This window comes from Candidatus Poriferisocius sp., assembly GCF_965204015.1.
Lineage (GTDB): Bacteria > Actinomycetota > Acidimicrobiia > Acidimicrobiales > Bin134 > Poriferisocius.
Window position 1 is genome coordinate 1227006 of record NZ_OZ241965.1, and the last position, 20577, is coordinate 1247582.

Below are 20577 nucleotides of genomic sequence, written 5' to 3' on the forward strand. Positions count from 1 at the left end.
CACAACGATAGATGATGCTGAGCTAATTCAATGATAGGAACAGCATTGACGAAATGACAGTGTGGATCTGTGTATGTCCCTATGGCTGGTCGGATGTTTCGCCGGGGGGCATGCTGTAGCCGACGCGTGGTTCGGTGAAGATGTATTTGGGGTTGTTGGCGGAGTCGCCGAGTTTGCGGCGGAGTCGTTTGACGACGTCGCGCAACAGCCAGGCCTCGCCGACTCTCTCGGGCCCCCACACCCGGTGCAATAGCGCACTGTGGGTGAGCACCCGGGGGGCGTGGGCGGCCAGCTCGTGGAGCACGGCGTACTCGGTGGCGGTCAGCTCCACCTGCTCCCCGTCGACTGCGGCGCGGCGCAAGGCGTAGTCGATGCTCAGCCCGGCGGCTTCATAGGGCGCCGATGGCTCGCCCTCCAAGAGCTCCGCCCGCCTGCGCAGCGCGGCTCTGATCCTGGCGGTCAGCTCGGTGGGCGAGAAGGGTTTGACCACGTAGTCGGCCGCGCCCATGTCGAAGGCCCTGGCCACGGTCTCATCGTGGCCGTATGCCGACAGGAAGATGACGGGCACGTCGGCCGTCCCGCGGATGTCGCTCATCACCTCGATGCCGTCGCGGTCGGGCAGCACCAAATCGAGCAGCACGAGGTGGGGCTTGTCCTCGGCCATGATGCGACCGATGTCAGCGGGGTCGCTGGTCGCTATGGGCGCGTATCCCGCTCGGGCGAGGACGTCGGTGATGTAGCGAAGCGCCTGGAGGTCGTCGTCCACGGCCAGCACGCGGACCTGGCGGTGGGCTGTGGGCCGCGATCCTGGGGAGGCCGCAGCCGAAGCGGTGGTCGGGGCCTGTGCTGCGGGCAGGGTGAAGGTGAACCGCGCTCCCAGCCCGGGCCCTTCGCTCTCAGCCCAGATGCGGCCCCCGTGGGCCTCCACGATGCCCTTGCAGATGGCCAGCCCGAGGCCCGACCCGGCGGTGCTCGATCCATGGTCCGGGCTGTGCGCCCGCGAGAATTTGCGGAACAGATCCGGCATCTGCTCCGACGGTATGCCCCGGCCCTGGTCAGCTACCGAGACCGCCACTTGGAGGCCGTCGCGTACCGCGGCCACCACGATGGGCGACCCATCGGGCGAGCTCCCGGCGGCGTTGAACAAAAGGTTGCTCAGCACTTGCACGATGCGGCGCCGGTCGGCCATCACCAGCGGCAGGTCCGGGGCCAGTTCCACTTTCAAGGAGTTGGCGGCGCCTGCGGTGAGGAACCTGGCTTTGGCGTCGTCCACCAACAGGTGCACCTCGGCGGGCTCGGGGGCCACGGGCAGGGTGCCGGTGTTGATGCGGGCGACGTCCAACAGATCGCCGATCAGGTGGCGCATCTGGTCGGATTGGTCGCGGATGATGCGGAGGAACTGCGTGGTCTCGGCGGGGTCCAGCCCTCCGGCGGTGTCCAAAAGCGTGCCCACCGACCCCAAGACCGCGGCGAGGGGCGTGCGGAGCTCATGGCTCACCATGGCCAAGAACTCGGCCCGCAGCCGCTCCTGCTCCTCCAGCGGCGCCATGTCTTGGAGGGTCACCACGAACGACACCACCTCACCGTCGGCGGAGCGGATCGGGGAGGCGTTGAGCAAAGCGCCGACGCTTCGCCCGTCGGGAACCCGCAGCGCGATCTCCTCGGCCCTGATCATCTCACCAGACATGAGCAGCGCCGAAAGCGGACGCCCCTGAAGCGACACCTCCCGACCGTCGGAGCGCACGCAGGTCACCACCTCCAACAGCTCCTCCAGCGACTGTTCGTCCTCTCGGAGGCCCTCCACGATGCGCACGGCCTCCCGGTTGGACAACGCCAGCGCGCCGGACACCGCGTCGAAGACGACCACGCCCACCGGCGAGGTGTTCACCAGCGTCTCCAGATCGGCCCGGGCCCGCTGCTCATCCTGATGCCGGCGGGCATTGGCGATGACCATCGCGGCCTGGGAGGCGAACATCACCAGGGTCTCCTCGTCGGCGCGGGTGAACCCGGCGCCGCCGTCCTTGTCGCCCACGAACACGTGGCCCACCCGCTCGCCCCGATAGAACATCGGCACCGCCAAAAAGCTGAACACCTCCACCGGCACGGGGACCTCAAACTCAGGGAAGCCCAGCGACCTGACGTGTTCGGCCAGATCGGCCACCCTCAGGGGCTCGGCGATCTCGGTCAGCGACTCGAAGATCTGATAGGGGTCTGGGGTAAGCCACAGCCTTTCGGCTTCCTCAGCGGTTGTCCCCGACGACAAGAAGTCCCGCACCTGCCCGCCTTCGTCGAGCAAAGTCATCACCCCGTAGCGGGCGGCCGTCACAGACCGGGCCGAATCCAGCACCCCCTGGAGCACCTCATCGAACTCCAAACTCTCATTGATGCGCACGCTCGCCTCGCTCAACCGCGTGAGCCGCTCCCCAAGCGCCTCCAACTCCCCATCCCGCTGATCAACGTCGGCCACTGCATCCCTCCCCGCTCAGGCGCCGCCGCTCGCCAGAATTGCGGCGCAGTCTTGAATCATACAAAACCATACATACACTCATACAGATAATTCGGCAATCGAAAGAATCTCCGGAACCGACAATCCCATCCCGGTGATCACTCAGCGTGTTTTGGGGACATCCGAAGCGGTATCACCGCGGGAGTGTGGGGATCGTTCCATGTGATTAGGATGGTTGCGAGGGTGTTGGCTTCGGGGCCTGTGGCGGCGCAGGGGGGCCAGGGCGGTGGGCAGCAGGCGGCGTCCGATGGCAAGGAGCTGTTGTTGCCGGCGTGTGCGGCTGGTGGGGGTCAGGCGCCGGAGGCGGGGACGATCAAGTTCGCCATGTGCCCGGATCATTTGACTATCCAGAGCGCGACGACGGCGTCGGACATCACGTTCTATCCGGCGTTCAGCCCTGATCGCCACGACTATGTGGTGCATGTGGCCGACGGTGTGTCGGAGGTGCGGTTGAAGATGGGGCAGTTCTCTTGGCCCTTGTTCACCCGGGGCAGCGAGGGACCGAAACTGTGGCCAGGCTGGACGTATGTATCGGTGGAAGCTGACGCCGATCGGCACGGTGGACTACGACGCCGATGACGACGGCTTGGTGGAGGTGTCGAGTTTGGCGCAGCTCGACGCGGTGCGCTGGGACGCCAACGGCGACGGCTACAGCGACCACGGCGGCCCGCTTCATGCGGGATTCCCGAACGCGCTTTTGGGGATGGGCTGTCCGACGTCGGGGTGTGTGGGCTATGAGCTTGCTGCGGATCTGGATTTCGACACCAACGCCAGCGGCGGGGCCGATGATGGCGACGACTATTGGAACAGCGGCCACGGGTGGGTGCCGATCGGGGCGAACACCCTGCACTACAGCGGCGTGTTCGAGGGCAACGGGCACGTGATCTCGAACCTGTTCATCGACTCCAACCGCGACACGCAGTCGCTCGCCACCGAATACGCCAAGGTTGAAAGCTGGACCACCGACAAAAGCCTCAGGTCCATCCATCTGGGGCTGTTCGAGGAGCTCGCCGGGGGCGGCGCGATCCGCAACGTCGGCCTCGCCGACATCAGCGTCGCCCGCAACTTCACCTGCCTCTCAAGCCAGCGGTACCGCTGCGCCGACGGGTTCGTGGGAGGTCTGGTGGGGGTGAGCGCCGGCGCCATCAGCGGAAGCTGGGTGAGCGGCGCGGTGTCGAACACCATCACCAACGGCGCCGACTCCCGCATGTCACAGGCGGCGGTGGCCGGTGGTCTGGTGGGCTATGCGCACGGTTCCAGCGTGATCGCGGCCAGCTACTCGGCGGCCAGCGTGGTGGCCAACCACACGCCCAAGAGCTCGGTCGGCAGCCAGGTAGGCGGGCTGGCGGGCGCCAACGACGGCACCATCGTCGCCGCCTATGCCACCGGCGCGGTCCAGTCCAACCTCGACACCTCCTTGTCGCTGGCGGGCCACTTGCTGGGCGGGCTGGTCGGGCGCAACGGCGGGACGATCACCGCGAGCTACGCCACCGGGGCTGTGCCGGAGGGCTTCGAGCGCAGCGGCCTAGTCGGCCACAACGCCGGCCGGGTTACCGACAGCTACTGGGACACCGGCGGCGCGCCCACGCGCTACATCGTCCACCTCAAGCCCGAGGACGGCAAAAAGGGCAGCGGCAAGACCAAAGACCCCAAGGCGAAGAAGACCAAGGTCACCTTCAAGAACCTGAAACCGGGCACCACCTACAACGTGTGGGTGCGCGCCCAGAACCAAGCAGGCAAAGGCGACCGCCTCAGCGACACCATCACCCTGCCCGAGGAGTAGACCCCGGGAGGGACACCGTGAGTGAGGTTTGTGAGGGCGGCGCGGTGGGGGTGGGATGTGCTGCTGGCGCTTTTATTTCCCCTCGTAGAGGCGGGGGAGGTCGATGAGCTCTAGGTCGGGGCGGGTTTGGGCGGCGGCGACCAGGTCGGGGGTGAAGCCTCGGGCGGAGAACAGGAGGCGCTTGGCGGTGGGCGAGAGCGTGACTCCGGAGCGGCCGGCCAAAAGGTCGGCGAGGTCGTCGAGGCGGGCCAGGGAGTCGGTGCCGAGCTGGTGGGACTTGGCCTCCCCGATGAGCTGGATGGCCTTGGTTCTGCTGTTCTGGGGGCCGTGGCGGAGCGCGACCACGTCCAGCTCGAAGGACTGCCGTTGCCGCCGGTCGTGAACTTGCACGGAGGCTGACCTGTCGGCAGGGGCGCCCAGGGTCTCCTCTGAGGCGTAGCGGTCTGCCCACAGGCGGCACATCGACTCGAAATGGGGGCCGACGATCTGTGAGCGGTAGGTGGCCTCGGCGTCGGCCCACACCTCGGGTGCTTGGCGGTCTTCCAGCCGGGCGCGGTGGCGCCGGTTGATCAGGTGGTGGAAGCGCACGATCGGGTCGGCCACCCGGTAGACCGGCCGCCGGTCGGCCAGCAGGTCGTCGTGGCGGACGACGAATCCGGCGGTGGTCATCACCTTGAGGTGATGGCTGATGTCGTTGGACGTCCTGGCGAGCGCCTCGGCGATCTTCGACGGCGACGTCCGCCCGTCGGCCACCGCTTGGAGCAGGGAGTAGTAGGCGGCCTCGTCGGTGACCCGGGGGTCTTCTCTGAGCAGATAGTCGTCTTCGCGGAACAAGACGTGGGACGGGTTCAACACCGTGGCGGCCAGCCACTCGGGCAAGTCCTCGGGGCGGTGCGGGACTCCGACGTCCGCGGTCAGGTCCTTGTAGCCCGCGGCCCCTCCCACCACGGTGTCCACCGCGAACGCCGCGCCCAGGTCTTGGATCTCCCAATAGCCGCGGGCCTGCCGGTAGTCGAATGGCGCCAGCGCCAAGTCGAGCGTCGCCCGGCCCCGCAGCGGCGACGTCCCGCTCAAGATCTGGGTCATCGCCGACATGGCCGACCCGCACAACACAATGCTCACCGGCGCTGTCCACCTCTCGGCCAAGGCCCCCGCCGCGGCCTCGTCCATCACCGCCTGCACCGCCGAGTCCAACTCGGGGCTGTTCTGTCGGAGGTAGGGGTACTCGTCGATCACCAACAGCTGCGGTTGCCCCCCCCTGCTGCCCAGCACGCTCACCGCCTGCTCCACGGCGTCGCTCCAGTCTCGGAACGGCTGGGGCGGCGCCCACTGAAGCTGTCGGCTGAGGCTGGTGGCGAACCGGTCCAGCGCAGGCCTGCGCTCCTCCCGCAGCGCCAAGTGGTACACCCCGCCCGTCGCCTCCACCAGACGGCGCAGCAGATAGCTCTTGCCATAGCGGCGCCGGCCGTACACGATGCCCAACCGAAGCCCGGGCCGCGGCGACATCACAAAACGCGACAGGTCCTCCCACTCCAACTCTCGGTTGTAGAGACTCCCTGGCCTAACCGGCGCAGCCACTAGCCCTCCAAATTGGTAAATTCACTTAATACAACTGCACTTATTGTAAATGCAATTTACCTAGATGGCAACAGAGGGTCGGCTCAGGGGAAGATTGACCCACTCTACCGCCGGCGGTCGCGTCCGCCAAGCAGCGTCTTTTTGGGGTGTGTAATGTGTGGTGGGGGTGGTCATATGCGGTTTTTGCGGATGATTCGCTGTATGCGGACGGCTGTCTGGTTGGTGGCGGTGTTGGCGGTTTTGGGGGCGGTGCTGGCTTCCGGGTCGGCGTCGGCGGAGGATCGTTTTTCTGCGACTTGGACCTATGTTGAAGGCGAGGAGCCGCAGGGGGTGTTCGTGGGCAATGAGCTGTATTTGCCGCCGTGTGTGCCCGATGCGGGCCGGGCGGCGACGGCGGAGGCCGGGGTGGTCAAGTTTGTGATGTGCCCGGATCATCTGCAGATCGAGAGCGTGGCGACGTCGTCGGACATCACGTTCTATCCGGAGTTCAGCCCGGATCGGCACAGCTATGTGGTGCATGTGGCCGACAGCGTGTCGGAGGTGAGGTTCGACCCGATCTTCAGGACCTCATACCCGGGTACGTTTGCCCATACCTGGCCCGGCTTCGCCTACGCGATGGTGGGCAGCAGCTCGTCAGGAAACAACATCGGAAAGAAGTTTTCGGCGAGCGTGAAGATGAGTCCGGGGGTGACGACGTTGGAGATCGGGGTGAATCAGTGGTTCATGCGGTATGGCAAGTCGCAGGCCGAGTACGACCGCCGCAACGGCGGACCCACCAAGTATGGAAGCTGGACGCGCGACAGCGGCAAGATCGCGCGCACCAGGTACAAGCTTGAGCTGGTGTGGAAGTCGCCCGACACGCCGCTGGTCGCCCCGGCCGAGGTGACGCCGATCGGGACGGTGGACTACGACACCGACGACGACGGCCTGATCGAGGTGTCCACTTTGGCGCAGCTCGAGGCGGTGCGGTGGGACGCCGACGGCGACGGCTACAGCGATCACGGCGGGCCGCTGCATGTCGGGTTCCCGAACGCGCTGGCCCAGATGGGCTGTCCGTCGTCGGGCTGTGTGGGCTATGAGCTGGCCGGCGACCTGGACTTCGACACCAACGCCAGCGGCGATGCCGACGAGGGCGACGACTTTTGGAACAGCGGCCACGGGTGGGTGCCGATCGGGGCGGACACCGATCATTTCAGCGGCGTGTTCGAGGGCAACGGGCACACCATCAGCAACCTGTTCATCAACTCCGACGACGTCACCGTGTCGCCGGCCACCGGCTATTACCGGGTGGACGGGTCGGGCCGCTATATCGAGCAGCGGTCGATCCATCTGGGCCTGTTCGAGGAGTTGGCCCGCGGCGGGGTGATCCGCAACGTCGGGCTCGCCGACGTCAGCGTGACCCGCACCTTCCCGTGCATGTATACCCCACATCCTCTGGCGGGCGACCTCTGTGTCGAGGGCCGCGTCGGCGGACTGGTGGGGGTGAGCGCGGGCACGATCCGGGGAAGCTGGGTGACCGGGACGGTGTCGAACACCATCACCCAAAGCACCGGATTGAACAAGGACCTTCCCGCGGTGGTCGGCGGGCTGGTCGGCCAGGCGCACTCCTCGAGCGTGATAGCGGCCAGCTTCGCCTCAGCCGACGTGTCGGCCGATATGGACCCCTGGAACGGTGGCCCCGGCAACCGGGTCGGAGGGCTGGTCGGGATCAACGCGGGCGCGATCACCGCCTCCTACGCCACCGGCACCGCCCACTCCGGTATCAACGACCGCGTGCAGCTGGGTGTGTATTCAAAGTCCTTTGCCGGCGGGCTGGTAGGCCACAACAGCGGGTCGATCACCGCGAGCTACGTGTCGAACACCGTGTCGGGAGGCGTCAACCATCCGATGGTGGGGCGCACGGCGGGCGCGTCGCGAGTGCATGAGAGCTACTGGGACGCGGGCGATTCGTCCGGTTGGCACAGCTACTCGAAGGGCAGCGGCTTCAGCTCGGCCGAGTTGCAGGCGCCGACGGACTACACCGGCATCTACGCCAACTGGAACGTGGACCTCGATAGCGACGGCTCAGCGGACGACCCGTGGGACTTCGGCACCTCCAGCGACTACCCGAAGCTCAACGGGGTGGGCCCGGGATCCAACCAGCAGGTGGGCTCGGGTGCCGACCAGCAGAAACAGCAGAAGCAAAAGAGGCAGCCGCAGGCGTCGGGCGAGGTTCCCGGCCCGGTGACGGCGTTGGCGCTCACCGCCACCTCCAACACCGTGACGGTGAGCTGGCAGCCCCCCGAGGTCGGCGGCGCGCCCAAGCGCTACATCGTCCACCTCAAGCCCGAGGGCGGAAAGAAGGGCAGCGGCAAGACCAAAGACCCCAAAGCCAAAAAGACCAGGGTCACCTTCAAGAACCTGAAACCCGGCACCACCTACAACGTGTGGGTGCGCGCCCAGAACCAACACGGCAAAAGCGACCGCCTCAGCGACACCATCACCCTGGGTTAGAGCTACGGGTGTGCGCTGTGTGTGGTGGTGATGGGTCTGGGAATCCTCGTCCGCGTCGGGATCGTCGCTGCTGCCGCCATAGAACTGCGACTCCTCATTGTTCTCGACTTATTCGGGAGTAAGGGTCACAGAGGCCTCGGGCGACCAGGGACCTGTTCCGTGGGCGTTCGCGGCGGCGACGCGCACCTTGTAGGACCCGTCGCTGAGCCCGAACACCACCGCTCGCATCGTGGATCCGTCTTCGTTCTGCACGCGGGAGGGGTATACGAGCAGCGATGCCTGGTCGGGAACCGAGTCGGCGGCAAAGGAGGGGTAGACGGCGTCCTCGGCCCGCAACTGCACCACATAGCCGGTGGCGTCGTCCACATCGTCCCAGTCCAGCAGGGCTATGCCGGATGCCGGGAACGCCCGGGCGGAGATCTGCGGCGCCGCGGGAGCCAGGTCGCCCGCTTCCACTTCCACGGTGAACGTTGCGCTGTCGGAGACGCCGTTGCGGTCGGTCACGGTGTAGGTGACCTGCGTTTGGCCGGCGAGCGTCGGGGTGCCCGACAGGGTCCGGGTGCGGGAGTTGAACCCCAGGCCGGGTATCTCCGGTTCCATCCGGTAGCGCAGCCACACAATTCGCTTCGACCCTCCGGTGGCCTCGGGCAGTTCGATCGACACCGGCTGGCCCACCGTGACGGTCTTGTCGGCGATGTCGGGCAGCGTCGGCGGCGCTGACACCGTGATACTGCCGTATGCCACCGCTCGGGCGCCGTTGCGGTCCTCGGCCCAATAGACCAGCGCATAGGACTGCCCGGCCTCGGGCGCCTCGTTGCCGGTGCCGCTGGTGAGCGCCCGCTCAGCCGGGTCATACGACAGGCCCGTGGCGAAATTGCTGATCGGCACCCTCGGCTCCCAGTTGTCCAGCCAATACTCCAGCGGCCCCTCGCCGCCCGAAGCCCTCGGGAACACCACGTTCAACGGGGCCGCCTGCCCCACCGTGTACTCCAAGATGTCGTTGGTGAAAAAGCTCAGACTCGCAGGGTCGAACACCACCGGCGGCAAGACGGTCACCCCGAACTCGAGCGACGCGGTCGCCGCCTCGCCGATCTGGTTCCCGTTGACATCCTCCGCCCTGCCCGTCGCCGTGAACGTTACGGTCACCTCCCCGTCGGTGGCCGCAACAGGAGTGCCCCGGATCACCCGGTCGTTGCCCATGCTCAGCCCCTCAGGCAAGCCCGCAGCAGAGTAGGTGAGCTCGAACCTCGACGTACCCGAAGGCACAACCGGCTCAGCCTCAGGGAGCCGGTCCAAGCCCCCATCGGGTGTGCCCCGGTCAACCCTGGCCCCCACCGTCCAGACACGATCTACCGTCTCCAGCAACGACACCGCATCATCCCCGAAACTCAAGCTCAACGGCGGACCGCTGTCGATTTCATGGCGCAGCAGGATCGGCGCGGTGTTCTCGGTGAGCTGTGACAGCCCGCCGTAGTCGCTGGGCGCCAGGGCCACGTAGAACACCTCCGTCTCGCCGTCGTCGTCGGCGGTGGCGCTGTTGTCGTGCAGCTCGATGATGACGGTGCGCTTGTCACCCGCGCCGGCAGAACCTTCCCAGTCGAACTTCTCGTAGCCCCAGATGCGGTACACGCGGCGCGAGCCGCCCGAGAACAGCTCGCCGTAGCCGTGGTTGAAGCCGTCGCGTTCCGGCGTCTGCATGCCGAGCGTGAGGTCCTTGCTGTATGCGGGGTCGACATCGGCGATGACCGGGTCCTCGCTCACGAGTGCCCGCATCTCGTCGATGGCGCTGTGGAGCACCGCCACCACCGGCCACAGCTGAGACGTGCTGGAGGTGTTGGTGAGTGTGCACTCCATGTCGGTGCCCTCCTCGGCTTCGGCCGGACAGGAGAGCACGAAGTCGTAGAGCGTGACGTTGACCGTCGTGGCGTCGCCGATGTCGCTGCGCACGATGTTGATCGGATGCGCGGCGACGGTGCCGTTTTCCGCGGTCACCGTCAGCGTCACCGAGGTGGTGCCGACGCCGAGCGGCACCGAAGCGCTCTGCTCGCCGCTCGTCATCGCGAGGCTGGTGACGCCGCCCGCGGCGAGCACCACGCTGCTGCTGTCGTACGTGGCGGCGATGGTCATGGCGGCGCGCTGGTGGGCCGTCTCGGCGGTCAGCGTCGCCTCGGTCACCTGGTAGCCGACGTTGACAGTCTGCGCGGCTGTACTGGTCGGCGACAGGGTGTGCTGGCTGCCGCCCGCAGTGACCGAGAGGCTGGTCAACGACGCGTTCGAGCTTCTGGCGTCGTACTCGGTGATCGTCACCGCCGCCTTGTTGGTGGACAGCAGGCCGACGCCGCGGCTGCCGTCAGGCCCCAGCGCCACGTAGAAGCGCTCGGCGCCCTCTTGCAGGGCGTCGTCGGGGATCGCGATGTTCACCGTGCGGGCATTGGCGGACGGCGAGGACGTCGACTCTTGGGTGGTGTCCGGGGCGGCGTCGGCGCTGCCGCTCCAGTCGAAACGCGAGTAGCCGACCAATGTGTCGCCGATCCACTCGACGCCGCTGTCGAGCGCGGCTGCCGGCTGGCGTGCAGCGAAGGCTGCGTCGATGGGGCTGCCCACCACGAGCGCCCGGTCGGTGTCGTCGGACAGGTGCAAGATCGCGACCACCGGCCACGCCTCGGCGGTGGCGGAGGTGTTCGTGAGGGTGCAGGCCAGCGTCCCGCCCTCAGCAACCGTGGCATCGCAGGTGAGGGTGAAGTCGCCTTGGGTGACCGTGACCGTCGAGTCGCCGCTGGCCGGCCAGCCCAGAACAATCAGCGTCAGGGCGGCGAGGAGAACCAGCGCGCCGAGGCTGGTCAGCCAGGCTGTCGACCGTTGATGTGAGTGCGTCGGCATGGGTTACCGACACCATATACCATGTGAGCCAGCATGTGGGATAGTGTGAAACAGCATGAGTGCCGCATGAAATTGCGGCGCAAAGGGGTGGTGGTGCTGTGTATAGCGGGCCTGCTGGCGACGGCCTCGGCGGGCGGTTCGGCTGGCGCGACGGGTGGCGGGTACCAGCCTGCGGCGGGTATTGCCGACGCTGTGTACTCGGTGCCGTTCTACGGCCGCCTGTGGAGCGATCAAGTCAATGACCGGGTCTTGTCGCCCCAGGCGGCGGCCACCCAAAGCGCCAACTACTTCGCGCAGGTCGCCGTGACCGAGCGCGACGGCAGCGCCCTGGACCTGTCGTTCGCCGTGGAGGGCCAGACGGACGCGTCGGAGTACCAAACCTGCCATCCCGACGAGGGATGCACCGACGTGACCGTGCGGGCCACCCCCGACGGGCTGCTGTACCTGCACACCGAGCGCGACAGCCCGGCCGGCCGGGTGTACTACACCCATCTGGGCGGATTCGCGAGCCGAGCGGTGGAGCTGTCGGCGGCCGACGCCGACTCGGGCCTGAAGGTGTACCGGGAGGTGGCGGTGGATCGGTCGCCAGCCGTTGCAGGCTGCGCCGACTACGGCGACGATACGCCCGAGGCGTTCACCTGCCTGTTCCTGCGCCAACTGCTGCCGGCGGGCCAGGCCGCCTCCGCCGACGAGGCGGCGCTGCGCGCCAAGCTGCCCAAACTGGTGCAGGACAGCTCCAACTACCGGCTGGTGTTCGCCGAGGAGTTCAACGGCACCCCGCCCCCAGCCGACGCCAACGGCTGCCGCGACGGCCTGTCCACCCTCGACCCGGGCGTATGGAACTACTTCAACGCCTGCTCCAACGTCGACTCGCGGGGCGAGCCGTGCGGCAACGTCGGCAGCGGCGGCTACACCATGGCTGAGGCGGGGACATGCACGCCGGGAGTAGCGGGACCGTTCGCCTCCTCAGATCTCAACACGTCAGGCCTTCTTCACATGAAGTACGGCTATATCGAGATCGAATACACGTTCAACATCGACCAATGGCGGTGGATCTACTACAACTACACGACCCTGCTGAACCTGCGAGGTCACAGACTGCATGAGCTGCGCGACCAGTACGGGGTGGAGATAGAGAGCTGGGAAGACCATCTCAAGCACTCCGGGGTCGAGCTGGACATCTTCGAGTTCTCCGGCGGTTACGACCTTGGCTATCAAAATTTCGACGTTGCCCATCAATACGCCAATTGGGCCGTCAGAGACCTTCCCGAGACACTGCTGCCGCTCCAGGCCCAAAAGTGGGTCGACTTCTGCGCAATCGACGGCGGGCAGGGCATCGTGGCGAATCCTGGCGCTATCGGCAATCGCTGCGAGAGCACCGACAGCTTCACCGTGACCAGGGGGATTGAATGGACCCCGCGCGGCTACCGCACCTACATCTGGGTACACGGTCTCCAGGATGGGCTGACGCTGATCCCCAAGGACAAGATCGGCATCCAGCAGCTCCGGGACGGCAAAGTCAGAAAGGCAAAGAAGACTAGGAATCAGTTCTTCGAGAACTTGGTTCCCGGCGACGCCAGCACGCTGCTCGAAAAGGCCGGCGTTGCTCACGTGCCGCTACCGCTGCACCTCAGCACTTGGGGTTTCATGCTCCCAGATCGGCACCCATACATTCGCCAGCGCATGACGGTCGACTATGTGCGGGTGTGGCAGCCCGAGAACCACTACACCGACATGGAGCCGGTGTACCAGTGAGCAGCCGCACCGCTCTCCGACCTCGCTCCAGCGGGCCGCCTCGTCGGATGCGTCGGCGCCGTGGGGGTCTGGCGGTGCTGTGCGCGGCAGCCGTGGCGGCGACGACCATGGCGGGCAGCACAGCCGGCGCAACGGGGCCCACCTACCAGCCGGCGGCAGGCTTCGCCGACGCCGGGTACTCCGTGCCGCACTACGCCCATGTCTGGAGCGACCTTGTGGGCCGCAAGGCGGAGTCGTCCCAATCGGTGAGCTACGGGATGGACTACCTGGCGCAGGTCGCCATGGTCGAGCGCGACGGGAGCGGCCTGGATCTGTCGTTCGCCGTGGAAGGCCAGGCCGGGCCGTCGTTTCAGAACTGCCATCCTGATCACGGGTGTACCGACGCCATGATCGGGGTCACGTCGGAGGGCCTGCTGTATCTGAGGGATCGATGGCTCGATGCCAGCAAGAACCGGGCGTATCTCGGAGAGTTCGCGAGCCGCGCGGTAGAGCTGTCGGCAACCGACGCTGACTCGGGCCTGAAGGTGTACCGGGAAGTGGCGGTGGACCCGCCCGCGGAGGCGGCGGGTTGCGAGGACTACGGCGACGATACGCCCGAGGCGTTCACCTGCCTGTTCCTGCGCCAACTGCTGCCGGCGGGCCAGGCCGCCTCCGCCGACGAGGCAGCGCTGCGCGCCAAGCTGCCCAAACTGGTGCAGGACAGCTCCAACTACCGGCTGGTGTTCGCCGAGGAGTTCAACGGCACCCCGCCCCCAGCCGACGCCAATGGCTGCCGCGACGGCCTGTCCACCCTCGACGCGGCGGTGTGGAACTACCCCAATACCTGCAACAACGTCGACTCCCGGGGCGAGCCGTGCGGCAACGTCGCTGACGGCGGTTTCACCATGGGTGTCGCGGGCACCTGCCCGTCTGCGGGATTCATCATCCACACCGGCGGACACCTCCACATGAAATACGGCTACATCGAGTTCAAATACACCGTCAACATGGACCACTGGCAAGCGGTGTACGACAACTTCAATCTGATCCTGCACGCCGGAGGCTCACGACTTCCGTACCAGCGCGAACGGTACGGCATCGAAGCGAACGACTGGGAGGACCATCTCAAGACCACCGAGGTCGAAATCGACATATTCGAACACTCCAACGGCAACGAGTCGACGGGCACACATGCCAACTGGCAACGCTTCGACTCTGAACTGACGCCTCTCAGCACCACAAAACGGGTCCGCTTCTGCCGCAGAGATCATGATTTGTCCGAGTTTGCGGTGGCTGAGGGTCATCGCTTCTGCCACGACCGAGATTCCTTCACCGTGACTCGCGGGTTCGAATGGACCCCCCGCGGCTACCGCACCTTCATCAAGATCGACGGCACCCACAATGACCTCGTGCTTGCCCCCCAGAACAGGATCTACATCGAGCGCCACCATACCGACGGCTCAGTTCGCGTCAGGGGCGACGACCCAGCCGCAGATCAGTACTTCGAGTACCTCGTGCCCGGCGACAACGGCTCGCTGCTCGAGCTGGCCGGCGTCGGCCATGTTCCGCTGCCGCTGAACGTGAACGTGTGGTCGTTCCTGGATGCCGACAAGCACCCCTACATACGCCGTCGGATGACGTTCGACTACGTCAGGGTGTGGCAGCCCGAGAACCACTACGCCGACATGGAGCCGGTGTACCAGTGAGCGCCGCGTCGCTCCAGGCGGCTTCGCGCCGACCGCCGGGTCGCCGGACGAGCCGGCGCCGTGCGAGTGTGGCGGTGCTGTGCGCGGCAGCCGTGGCGGCGACGACCCTGGCGGGCAGCACGGCCGGCGCGACGGGCGGCGGTTCGGCCGGCGGGTTCCAGCCTGCGGCGGGCTTCACCGACGCTGAGTATTCGGTGCCGTTCTACGGCCGCCTGTGGAGCGATCACATCTATGACCGGGTCTTGTCGCCCCAGGCGGCGGCCACCCACAGCGCGAACTACTTCGCGCAGGTTGCCGTGACCGAGCGCGACGGCAGCGCCCTGGACCTGTCGTTCGCCGTGGAAGGGCAGTCGGACGCGTCGGAGTACCAAACCTGCCATCCCGACGAGGGATGCACCGACGTGACCGTGCGAGCCACCCCCGACGGACTGCTGTACCTGCACACCGAGCGCGACAGCCCAGCCGGCCGGGTGTACTACACCCATCTGGGCGGATTCGCGAGCCGAGCCGTGGAGCTGTCGGCGGCCGACGCCGATTCGGGCTTGAAGGTGTACCGGGAGGTGGCGGTGGAACCGTCGCCGGAGGCGGCGGGTTGCGAGGACTACGGCGACGACACGCCCGAGGCGTTCACCTGCCTGTTCCTGCGCCAACTGCTGCCGGCGGGCCAGGCCGCCTCCGCCGACGAGGCGGCGCTGCGCGCCAAGCTGCCCAAACTGGTGCAGGACAGCTCCAACTACCGGCTGGTGTTCGCCGAGGAGTTCAACGGCACCCCGCCCCCAGCCGACGCCAACGGCTGCCGCGACGGCCTGTCCACCCTCGACGCGGACGTGTGGAACTACTTCAACGCCTGCGACAACGTCGACTCCCGGGGCGAGCCGTGCGGCAACATCGGCAGCGGCGGCTACACCATGGCCGCCACGGGGACATGCAAGCCGGGGGTGGCGGGCCCGTTCGTCTCCGCGAACATCGACACGGCGGGCTTGCTGCATATGAAGTACGGCTACCTAGAGGCCAAATACACCTTCAATATGGATCAGTGGCATAGCGTGTACCACAACTACACGATGCTCCTGAACCTCCGGGGCCACAAGCTGTATAATCTGCGCGACAAATACGAGGTCGAGATAGAGAACTGGGAAGACCACCTCAAGCACTCCGGAGTCGAGGTCGACATATTCGAGCTTCCCGGCCACTTCGATGTGGCGCACCAATACGCCAACTGGGCCATCAGAGAGAAACCTGACATCCTCAAGCCAATTCAAAGCCAGAAGTGGACCGACTTCTGCAGATACGACGGCGGGTCGGGGGTCGTGCGGAATAGGTTCGCTCCGAACAACCGCTGCAAAAGCACCGACAGCTTCACCGTGACCAGAGGGATCGAGTGGACCCCGCGCGGCTACCGCACTTACATATGGGTACACGGCCTCACGAACGGGATGACCCTGATGCCCAAGAAGAAAATGTACATCCGGCAGATCCGAAACGGCCTCACCAAAGGAGTGGGGTGGCCGGACAAGGATCAGTTCTTTGAATTCCTGATTCCCGGCGACGCCAGCTCGCTGCTTGAAATGGTCGCCGTGGCCCACGCGCCGCTGCCGTTGCACCTCAACACGTGGAGCTACATGCTCCCAGATCGGCACCCCTACATACGCCGTCGGATGACGTTTGACTACGTCAGGGTGTGGCAGCCCGAGAACCACTACGCCGACATGGAGCCGGTGTACCAGTGAGCCCTGCGTCGCTTCAGGCGGCTTCGCGCCGACCGCCGGGTCGCCGGATGAGCCGGCGCCGTGCGAGTGTGGCGGTGCTGTGCGCGGCAGCCGTGCTGGCGGCTGCCCTGGCGGGCAGCACGGCTGGCGCGACGGGCGGCGGTTCGGCTGGCGCGTACCAGCCTGCGGCGGGCTTCACCGACACGGAGTACTCGGTGCCGTTCTACGGCACGTTGTGGGACGACAACGACCCGATCCTCACGCCTGCGGCGGTGGCCACCAACGGGGCGAGCTATTTCGCGCAGGTGGCCATGGCCGGGCGCGACGCGAGTTCCTTGGATTTGTCGTTCGCGGTGGAAGGCCAGTCGGCAGGCCCGCTGCATCAGGCCTGCGAACCCGATGAAGGCTGCAACGAGGTCACGGTGCAGGTCACGCCGGAGGGGGTGCTGTATCTCTACTGGCCCGAGGGCAGTCAGGAAGTCACGGTAAAGAATGCATACTTGGGGGGGTTCGCGTCTCGCGCGGTGGAGTTGTCGGCGGCCGACGCGGACTCGGGCCTGAAGGTGTACCGGGAGGTGGCGGTGGACCCGCCCGCGGAGGCGGCAGATTGCGAGGACTACGACGGCGGCACGCCGGAGGCGTTCACGTGCCTGTTCCTGCGCGAGCTGTTGCCGCCGGGGCAGGCCGCCGCGGCCGACGAGGCGGCGCTGCGCGCCAAGCTGCCCAAACTGGTACAGGACAGCGCCAACTACCGGTTGGTGTTCGCCGAGGAGTTCAACGGCACCCCTCCGTCGGCTGACGCAAACGGCTGCCGCGACGGGATGTCCACCCTCGATCCTGCGGTGTGGAACTACCACAACGCCTGCGACAACGTCGACTCCAGGGGCGAGCCGTGCGGCAACGTGGGCGACGGCGGCTTCACCATGGGCATCTTCTCATCATGCGGGTTCGGCCCGGTTGCCGGATTTCTGCTGGGAACTCGCGGCCATCTGCATATGAAATACGGCTACATCGAGACCCAGTACACCTTCAATATCGACCAATGGCGGGACGTCTACCAGAACTACAACATGATCCTGAATGTGGCGAGCGGCGGGCTGCACTACCTGCGCGACCAGTACGGGGTGGAGGTAGAGAGCTGGGAGGACTACCTGAAGTCATCTCAAGTCGAGATCGACATCTTCGAGTCCCCTAGCAGTCCGAGCGCCTACAGGCAGTTCGATATCGCTCATCAGTACGCCAACTGGTCCGGTGCAGACAACCCGACCCACTTGAAGCCGATCCGTACGCTCAAGTACACCCAGTACTGCGCCAGACCGGCCTTTTTTTGGCAGCGAGGGATCGTCTACAACCCCAATGGCAGATGCAGCGACACGGACACGTTCACGGTGACCAAGGGTCTGGAATGGACTCCGCGCGGCTACCGCACCTACATATGGGTACACGGCCTCCAGAATGGGCTGACGCTGCTGCCCAAAAACCAGATCACCGTTCAGCAGAAGTCCCGAGGCACGGCCCTCGTTCTGGGCCGAAACATCAAGAATCGATTCTTCGAGAACCTCGTCCCCGGCGATAACAGCACGCTGCTCGAACAGGTGGCCGTCTCGCACATACCGATGCCGATCTTCCTGAACGTCTGGGGCTGGCTGGTGCGGCCCCAGGAGGGCGAGTTGGCCAAGCACCCCTACATTCGCAAGCGCATGACGTTCGACTACGTCAGGGTGTGGCAGCCCGAGAACCACTACGCCGACATGGAGCCGGTATACCAGTGAGCAGCCGCTCAATCACGTTGACTGAACATCCGAGCGTCGCGCGGCCCAAGAGATAGTAATGGACAAGCTGCAGAAGGGGGGGGGGATGAATGAGGAGGTGCGTGGGCTCGTGTCCCGGATGAGCGAGGCCAGCTTGCTCATCAATCAGAACCTGGACCGCGACGAGGTGCTCCAGGCCGTCTTGGACGCCATCCGGATGCTGACCGGAGCCCGCAGCGGAGCGATGGCCCTGTTCGACCCCGAGAGCGGCGAGCAGGAGCTTTTATTCACCGGGCTGACGTCGGAGCAGACCAAGCAGTCGGTGAGCATCCCGCGGAGCCGGGAGGTGTTCGAGGCTCTGACCGACCCCTCCGAGGCCATGAGGATCCCCGACATCAAAGAGCACCTCCACCGCCAGGGCTTCACCCTGTGGTCCCCCGTCAAACAGGCAGACAAGGTGGCCTCCATGTCGGCACCCCTGGCTCACCAGGATCGCTACATGGGCCATGTCTTCGTGGCCAACAAAAGCGGCGGCGGGCAGTTCACCGAGACCGACGAGGAGATCTTGGTGATGTTCACCGCCCAAGCGGCTCTGGTCATCGGCAACGCCAACTCGCGCCGCAGCGAGCAGGAGGCCAAGGCGAGTCTGGAGTTCATGGCCGAAACCTCGCCGGCGGGCGTCGCCATCCTGGACGCCCAGACGGGCGTCATGAAGTGGTCGAACCGGGAGGCATCGCTCATCTTGGACGGCATGTGGAGCAAGGGCCAGTCGTTTCAGGAGCAACTCGACCAGGCGATCTGTGTGCAACCCGACGGCCAGGAGATCTTCCTCAAAGATCTGCCCTGGGTGGAGACGCTCGGCGCCGGGAAACCGGTTCGGGGCGAAGAGATCGCGCTGCGGACCCCCGACGGGCAGATCATCAACGTCTTGCTCAATGCCAACCCGATCCGATCCGAACACGGCCGGATCGACTCTGTCATGGTGGTCTTCCAGGACTTGGCGCCGCTAGAGCAGCAGGAGCGGCTGCGGGCCGAGTTCCTGGCGATGGTAAGCCACGAGCTCAGAGCGCCGCTGGCGGCCGTCAAGGGCTCGGTAACCACACTGCTGGAGTCGGCCAACGTGCTGGGCCCCGTGGAGATGGCCCAGTTCTTCGGCATCATCCGCGACCAGTCAGACCAGATGCACTTTTTGATCAGCGACCTTTTGGACGTGGCCCACATCGAGACGGGCACCCTCCCGGTGGCCCCCGAGCCCGCCGACGTGTACCTGCTGGTGGACGAGGCCCGAACACGGTTCCTCAGCCAGAGCGCGCACAATGCCGTGGAGACAGAACTGGGCGAGGGCCTGCCCCTGGTGATGGCCGACCGGCGGCGCATCCTCCAGGTGCTGGGCAACCTGCTGTCCAACGCCTCCCAGGCTTCGCCCCACGGCCTGCCGATCCGGGTGGCCGCGGCGCTCGACGAGGGCCACGTCGCCATCACCGTCGCCGATCAGGGCAAAGGCGTCTCGCCGGAAGTGCTGCCCGATCTGTTCCGCAAGTACACCCGGAGATCCGACACCCACGGATCGGGCCTGGGGCTCGCCATCTGCAAGGGAATCGTGGAGGCCCACGGAGGCCGCATCCGCGCCCAGAGCAGCGGCCCGAACCTCGGCGCGCAGTTCACCTTCACGCTGCCGGCCGTAGCGGCGCCAACCGCTGGTTCCGCGCCGGATTCCCCGCAATCTCGGCCCGCAGGCCCGAAGGCGGTGCGCGTCTTGGCCGTGGACGACGATCCCCAAGCGCTGCGCTACGTCCGAGACATCCTCACCAAAGAGGGCTACGCGCCCATCTCGACCAGCGATCCCGCCGACGTGCCCCGCCTCGTCGCCTGGGAGAAACCGCATCTGGCGCTGTTAGACCTGGTGATGCCGGGCACCGACGGCATCGAGCTGATGAACGCCGTCCGCAAGACCGCGGACATCCCGGTCATAATCATGTCCGCCTACGGCCAAGACAACGCCGCCGCCACGGCCCTGAACATGGGGGCCGCCGACTACCTGGTCAAGCCCTTCTCGGCTACCGAGCTGGATGCCCGGATCAGAGCCGCCCTGCGCAAGGCGGTGGATCCCTTCTCCGACGAGCCGACAGAACCCTACGAAGCCGCGGGATTGCACATCGACTACGCCCGGCGCCGGGCCACCCTCGACGGCAAACCGGTGGAGCTGACCGCCACGGAGTACGCGGTGCTCTACGAACTCGCCGCCCATGCCCCCAGGGTGCTGACCCACAGTGTGCTGCTCCAGCGGGTTTGGGGGCCAGAGAGAGTGGGCGAGTCCCAGCCGCTGCGCGACATCGTCAAGAGGCTCCGCAGCAAACTAGGCGACGACGCCAACAACCCCAAGTACATCTTCACCGAGCCCCGTGTCGGCTATTGGATGGCTGAGCAGTAGGAAACG

Annotated in this window: 11 protein-coding genes; 8 read left to right on the forward strand and 3 right to left on the reverse strand. The window is 66.2% G+C overall.

What is annotated here, in order from left to right; translation table 11 throughout:
* Positions 1 to 79: 79 nt before the first annotated feature.
* Complete coding sequence (locus ACOGJC_RS05595; RefSeq protein WP_419847527.1) at positions 80 to 2467, reverse strand: ATP-binding protein; 2388 nt, start codon at positions 2465 to 2467, stop codon at positions 80 to 82.
* A gap of 240 nt (positions 2468 to 2707) precedes the next feature.
* Between ACOGJC_RS05595 and ACOGJC_RS05600 the strand changes: the two genes are divergently transcribed.
* Positions 2708 to 3085: a hypothetical protein gene (locus ACOGJC_RS05600; RefSeq protein WP_419847528.1), complete on the forward strand. Its 378-nt coding sequence runs from the start codon at positions 2708 to 2710 to the stop codon at positions 3083 to 3085.
* Complete coding sequence (locus tag ACOGJC_RS05605) at positions 3033 to 4289, forward strand: fibronectin type III domain-containing protein (RefSeq protein ID WP_419847529.1); 1257 nt, start codon at positions 3033 to 3035, stop codon at positions 4287 to 4289. The genes ACOGJC_RS05600 and ACOGJC_RS05605 overlap by 53 nt, the downstream gene beginning before the upstream one ends.
* A gap of 72 nt (positions 4290 to 4361) precedes the next feature.
* Here the strand turns inward: ACOGJC_RS05605 and ACOGJC_RS05610 are convergent, their stop codons facing one another.
* On the reverse strand, positions 4362 to 5867 hold the full coding sequence (locus tag ACOGJC_RS05610; RefSeq protein ID WP_419847530.1) for an AAA family ATPase: 1506 nt from the start codon (positions 5865 to 5867) through the stop codon (positions 4362 to 4364).
* 201 nt (positions 5868 to 6068) lie between these two features.
* Here ACOGJC_RS05610 and ACOGJC_RS05615 point away from each other — a divergent pair, with 201 nt between their 5' ends.
* Complete coding sequence (locus tag ACOGJC_RS05615; RefSeq protein WP_419847531.1) at positions 6069 to 8360, forward strand: fibronectin type III domain-containing protein; 2292 nt, start codon at positions 6069 to 6071, stop codon at positions 8358 to 8360.
* A 108-nt stretch (positions 8361 to 8468) separates the two neighbouring features.
* Here the strand turns inward: ACOGJC_RS05615 and ACOGJC_RS05620 are convergent, their stop codons facing one another.
* Positions 8469 to 11240, reverse strand: coding sequence for a putative Ig domain-containing protein (locus ACOGJC_RS05620; RefSeq protein WP_419847532.1), 2772 nt, complete (start codon positions 11238 to 11240; stop codon positions 8469 to 8471).
* A gap of 66 nt (positions 11241 to 11306) precedes the next feature.
* On the opposite strand from ACOGJC_RS05620, the gene ACOGJC_RS05625 reads away from it, so the two are divergent.
* The 5 genes from ACOGJC_RS05625 to ACOGJC_RS05645 all read left to right on the forward strand — a co-directional run bounded on the left by ACOGJC_RS05625 (position 11307) and on the right by ACOGJC_RS05645 (position 20571).
* Entirely contained in the window at positions 11307 to 12995 is a 1689-nt protein-coding gene (locus ACOGJC_RS05625) for a hypothetical protein (RefSeq protein WP_419847533.1), read from the forward strand.
* Positions 12992 to 14680: a hypothetical protein gene (locus ACOGJC_RS05630; protein ID WP_419847534.1), complete on the forward strand. Its 1689-nt coding sequence runs from the start codon at positions 12992 to 12994 to the stop codon at positions 14678 to 14680. The genes ACOGJC_RS05625 and ACOGJC_RS05630 overlap by 4 nt, the downstream gene beginning before the upstream one ends.
* Positions 14677 to 16410 (forward strand): hypothetical protein, encoded by a 1734-nt coding sequence (locus ACOGJC_RS05635; protein ID WP_419847535.1) that lies wholly within the window; start codon positions 14677 to 14679, stop codon positions 16408 to 16410. The genes ACOGJC_RS05630 and ACOGJC_RS05635 overlap by 4 nt, the downstream gene beginning before the upstream one ends.
* A 47-nt stretch (positions 16411 to 16457) precedes the next feature.
* Positions 16458 to 18161: a hypothetical protein gene (locus tag ACOGJC_RS05640; RefSeq protein ID WP_419847536.1), complete on the forward strand. Its 1704-nt coding sequence runs from the start codon at positions 16458 to 16460 to the stop codon at positions 18159 to 18161.
* Between the two features lie 85 nt (positions 18162 to 18246).
* Complete coding sequence (locus ACOGJC_RS05645; protein WP_419847537.1) at positions 18247 to 20571, forward strand: response regulator; 2325 nt, start codon at positions 18247 to 18249, stop codon at positions 20569 to 20571.
* Positions 20572 to 20577: the final 6 nt, after the last annotated feature.

Bases quoted from the DNA above. Each gene is read 5' to 3' on its own strand.
- ACOGJC_RS05605 (WP_419847529.1), top strand. From the start codon at position 3,033: ATGTATCGGTGGAAGCTGACGCCGATCGGCACGGTGGACTACGACGCC.
- ACOGJC_RS05615 (WP_419847531.1), top strand. From the start codon at position 6,069: ATGCGGACGGCTGTCTGGTTGGTGGCGGTGTTGGCGGTTTTGGGGGCG.
- ACOGJC_RS05620 (WP_419847532.1), bottom strand. From the start codon at position 11,240: ATGCCGACGCACTCACATCAACGGTCGACAGCCTGGCTGACCAGCCTC.
- ACOGJC_RS05625 (WP_419847533.1), top strand. From the start codon at position 11,307: ATGAAATTGCGGCGCAAAGGGGTGGTGGTGCTGTGTATAGCGGGCCTG.
- ACOGJC_RS05640 (WP_419847536.1), top strand. From the start codon at position 16,458: ATGAGCCGGCGCCGTGCGAGTGTGGCGGTGCTGTGCGCGGCAGCCGTG.
- ACOGJC_RS05645 (WP_419847537.1), top strand. From the start codon at position 18,247: ATGAATGAGGAGGTGCGTGGGCTCGTGTCCCGGATGAGCGAGGCCAGC.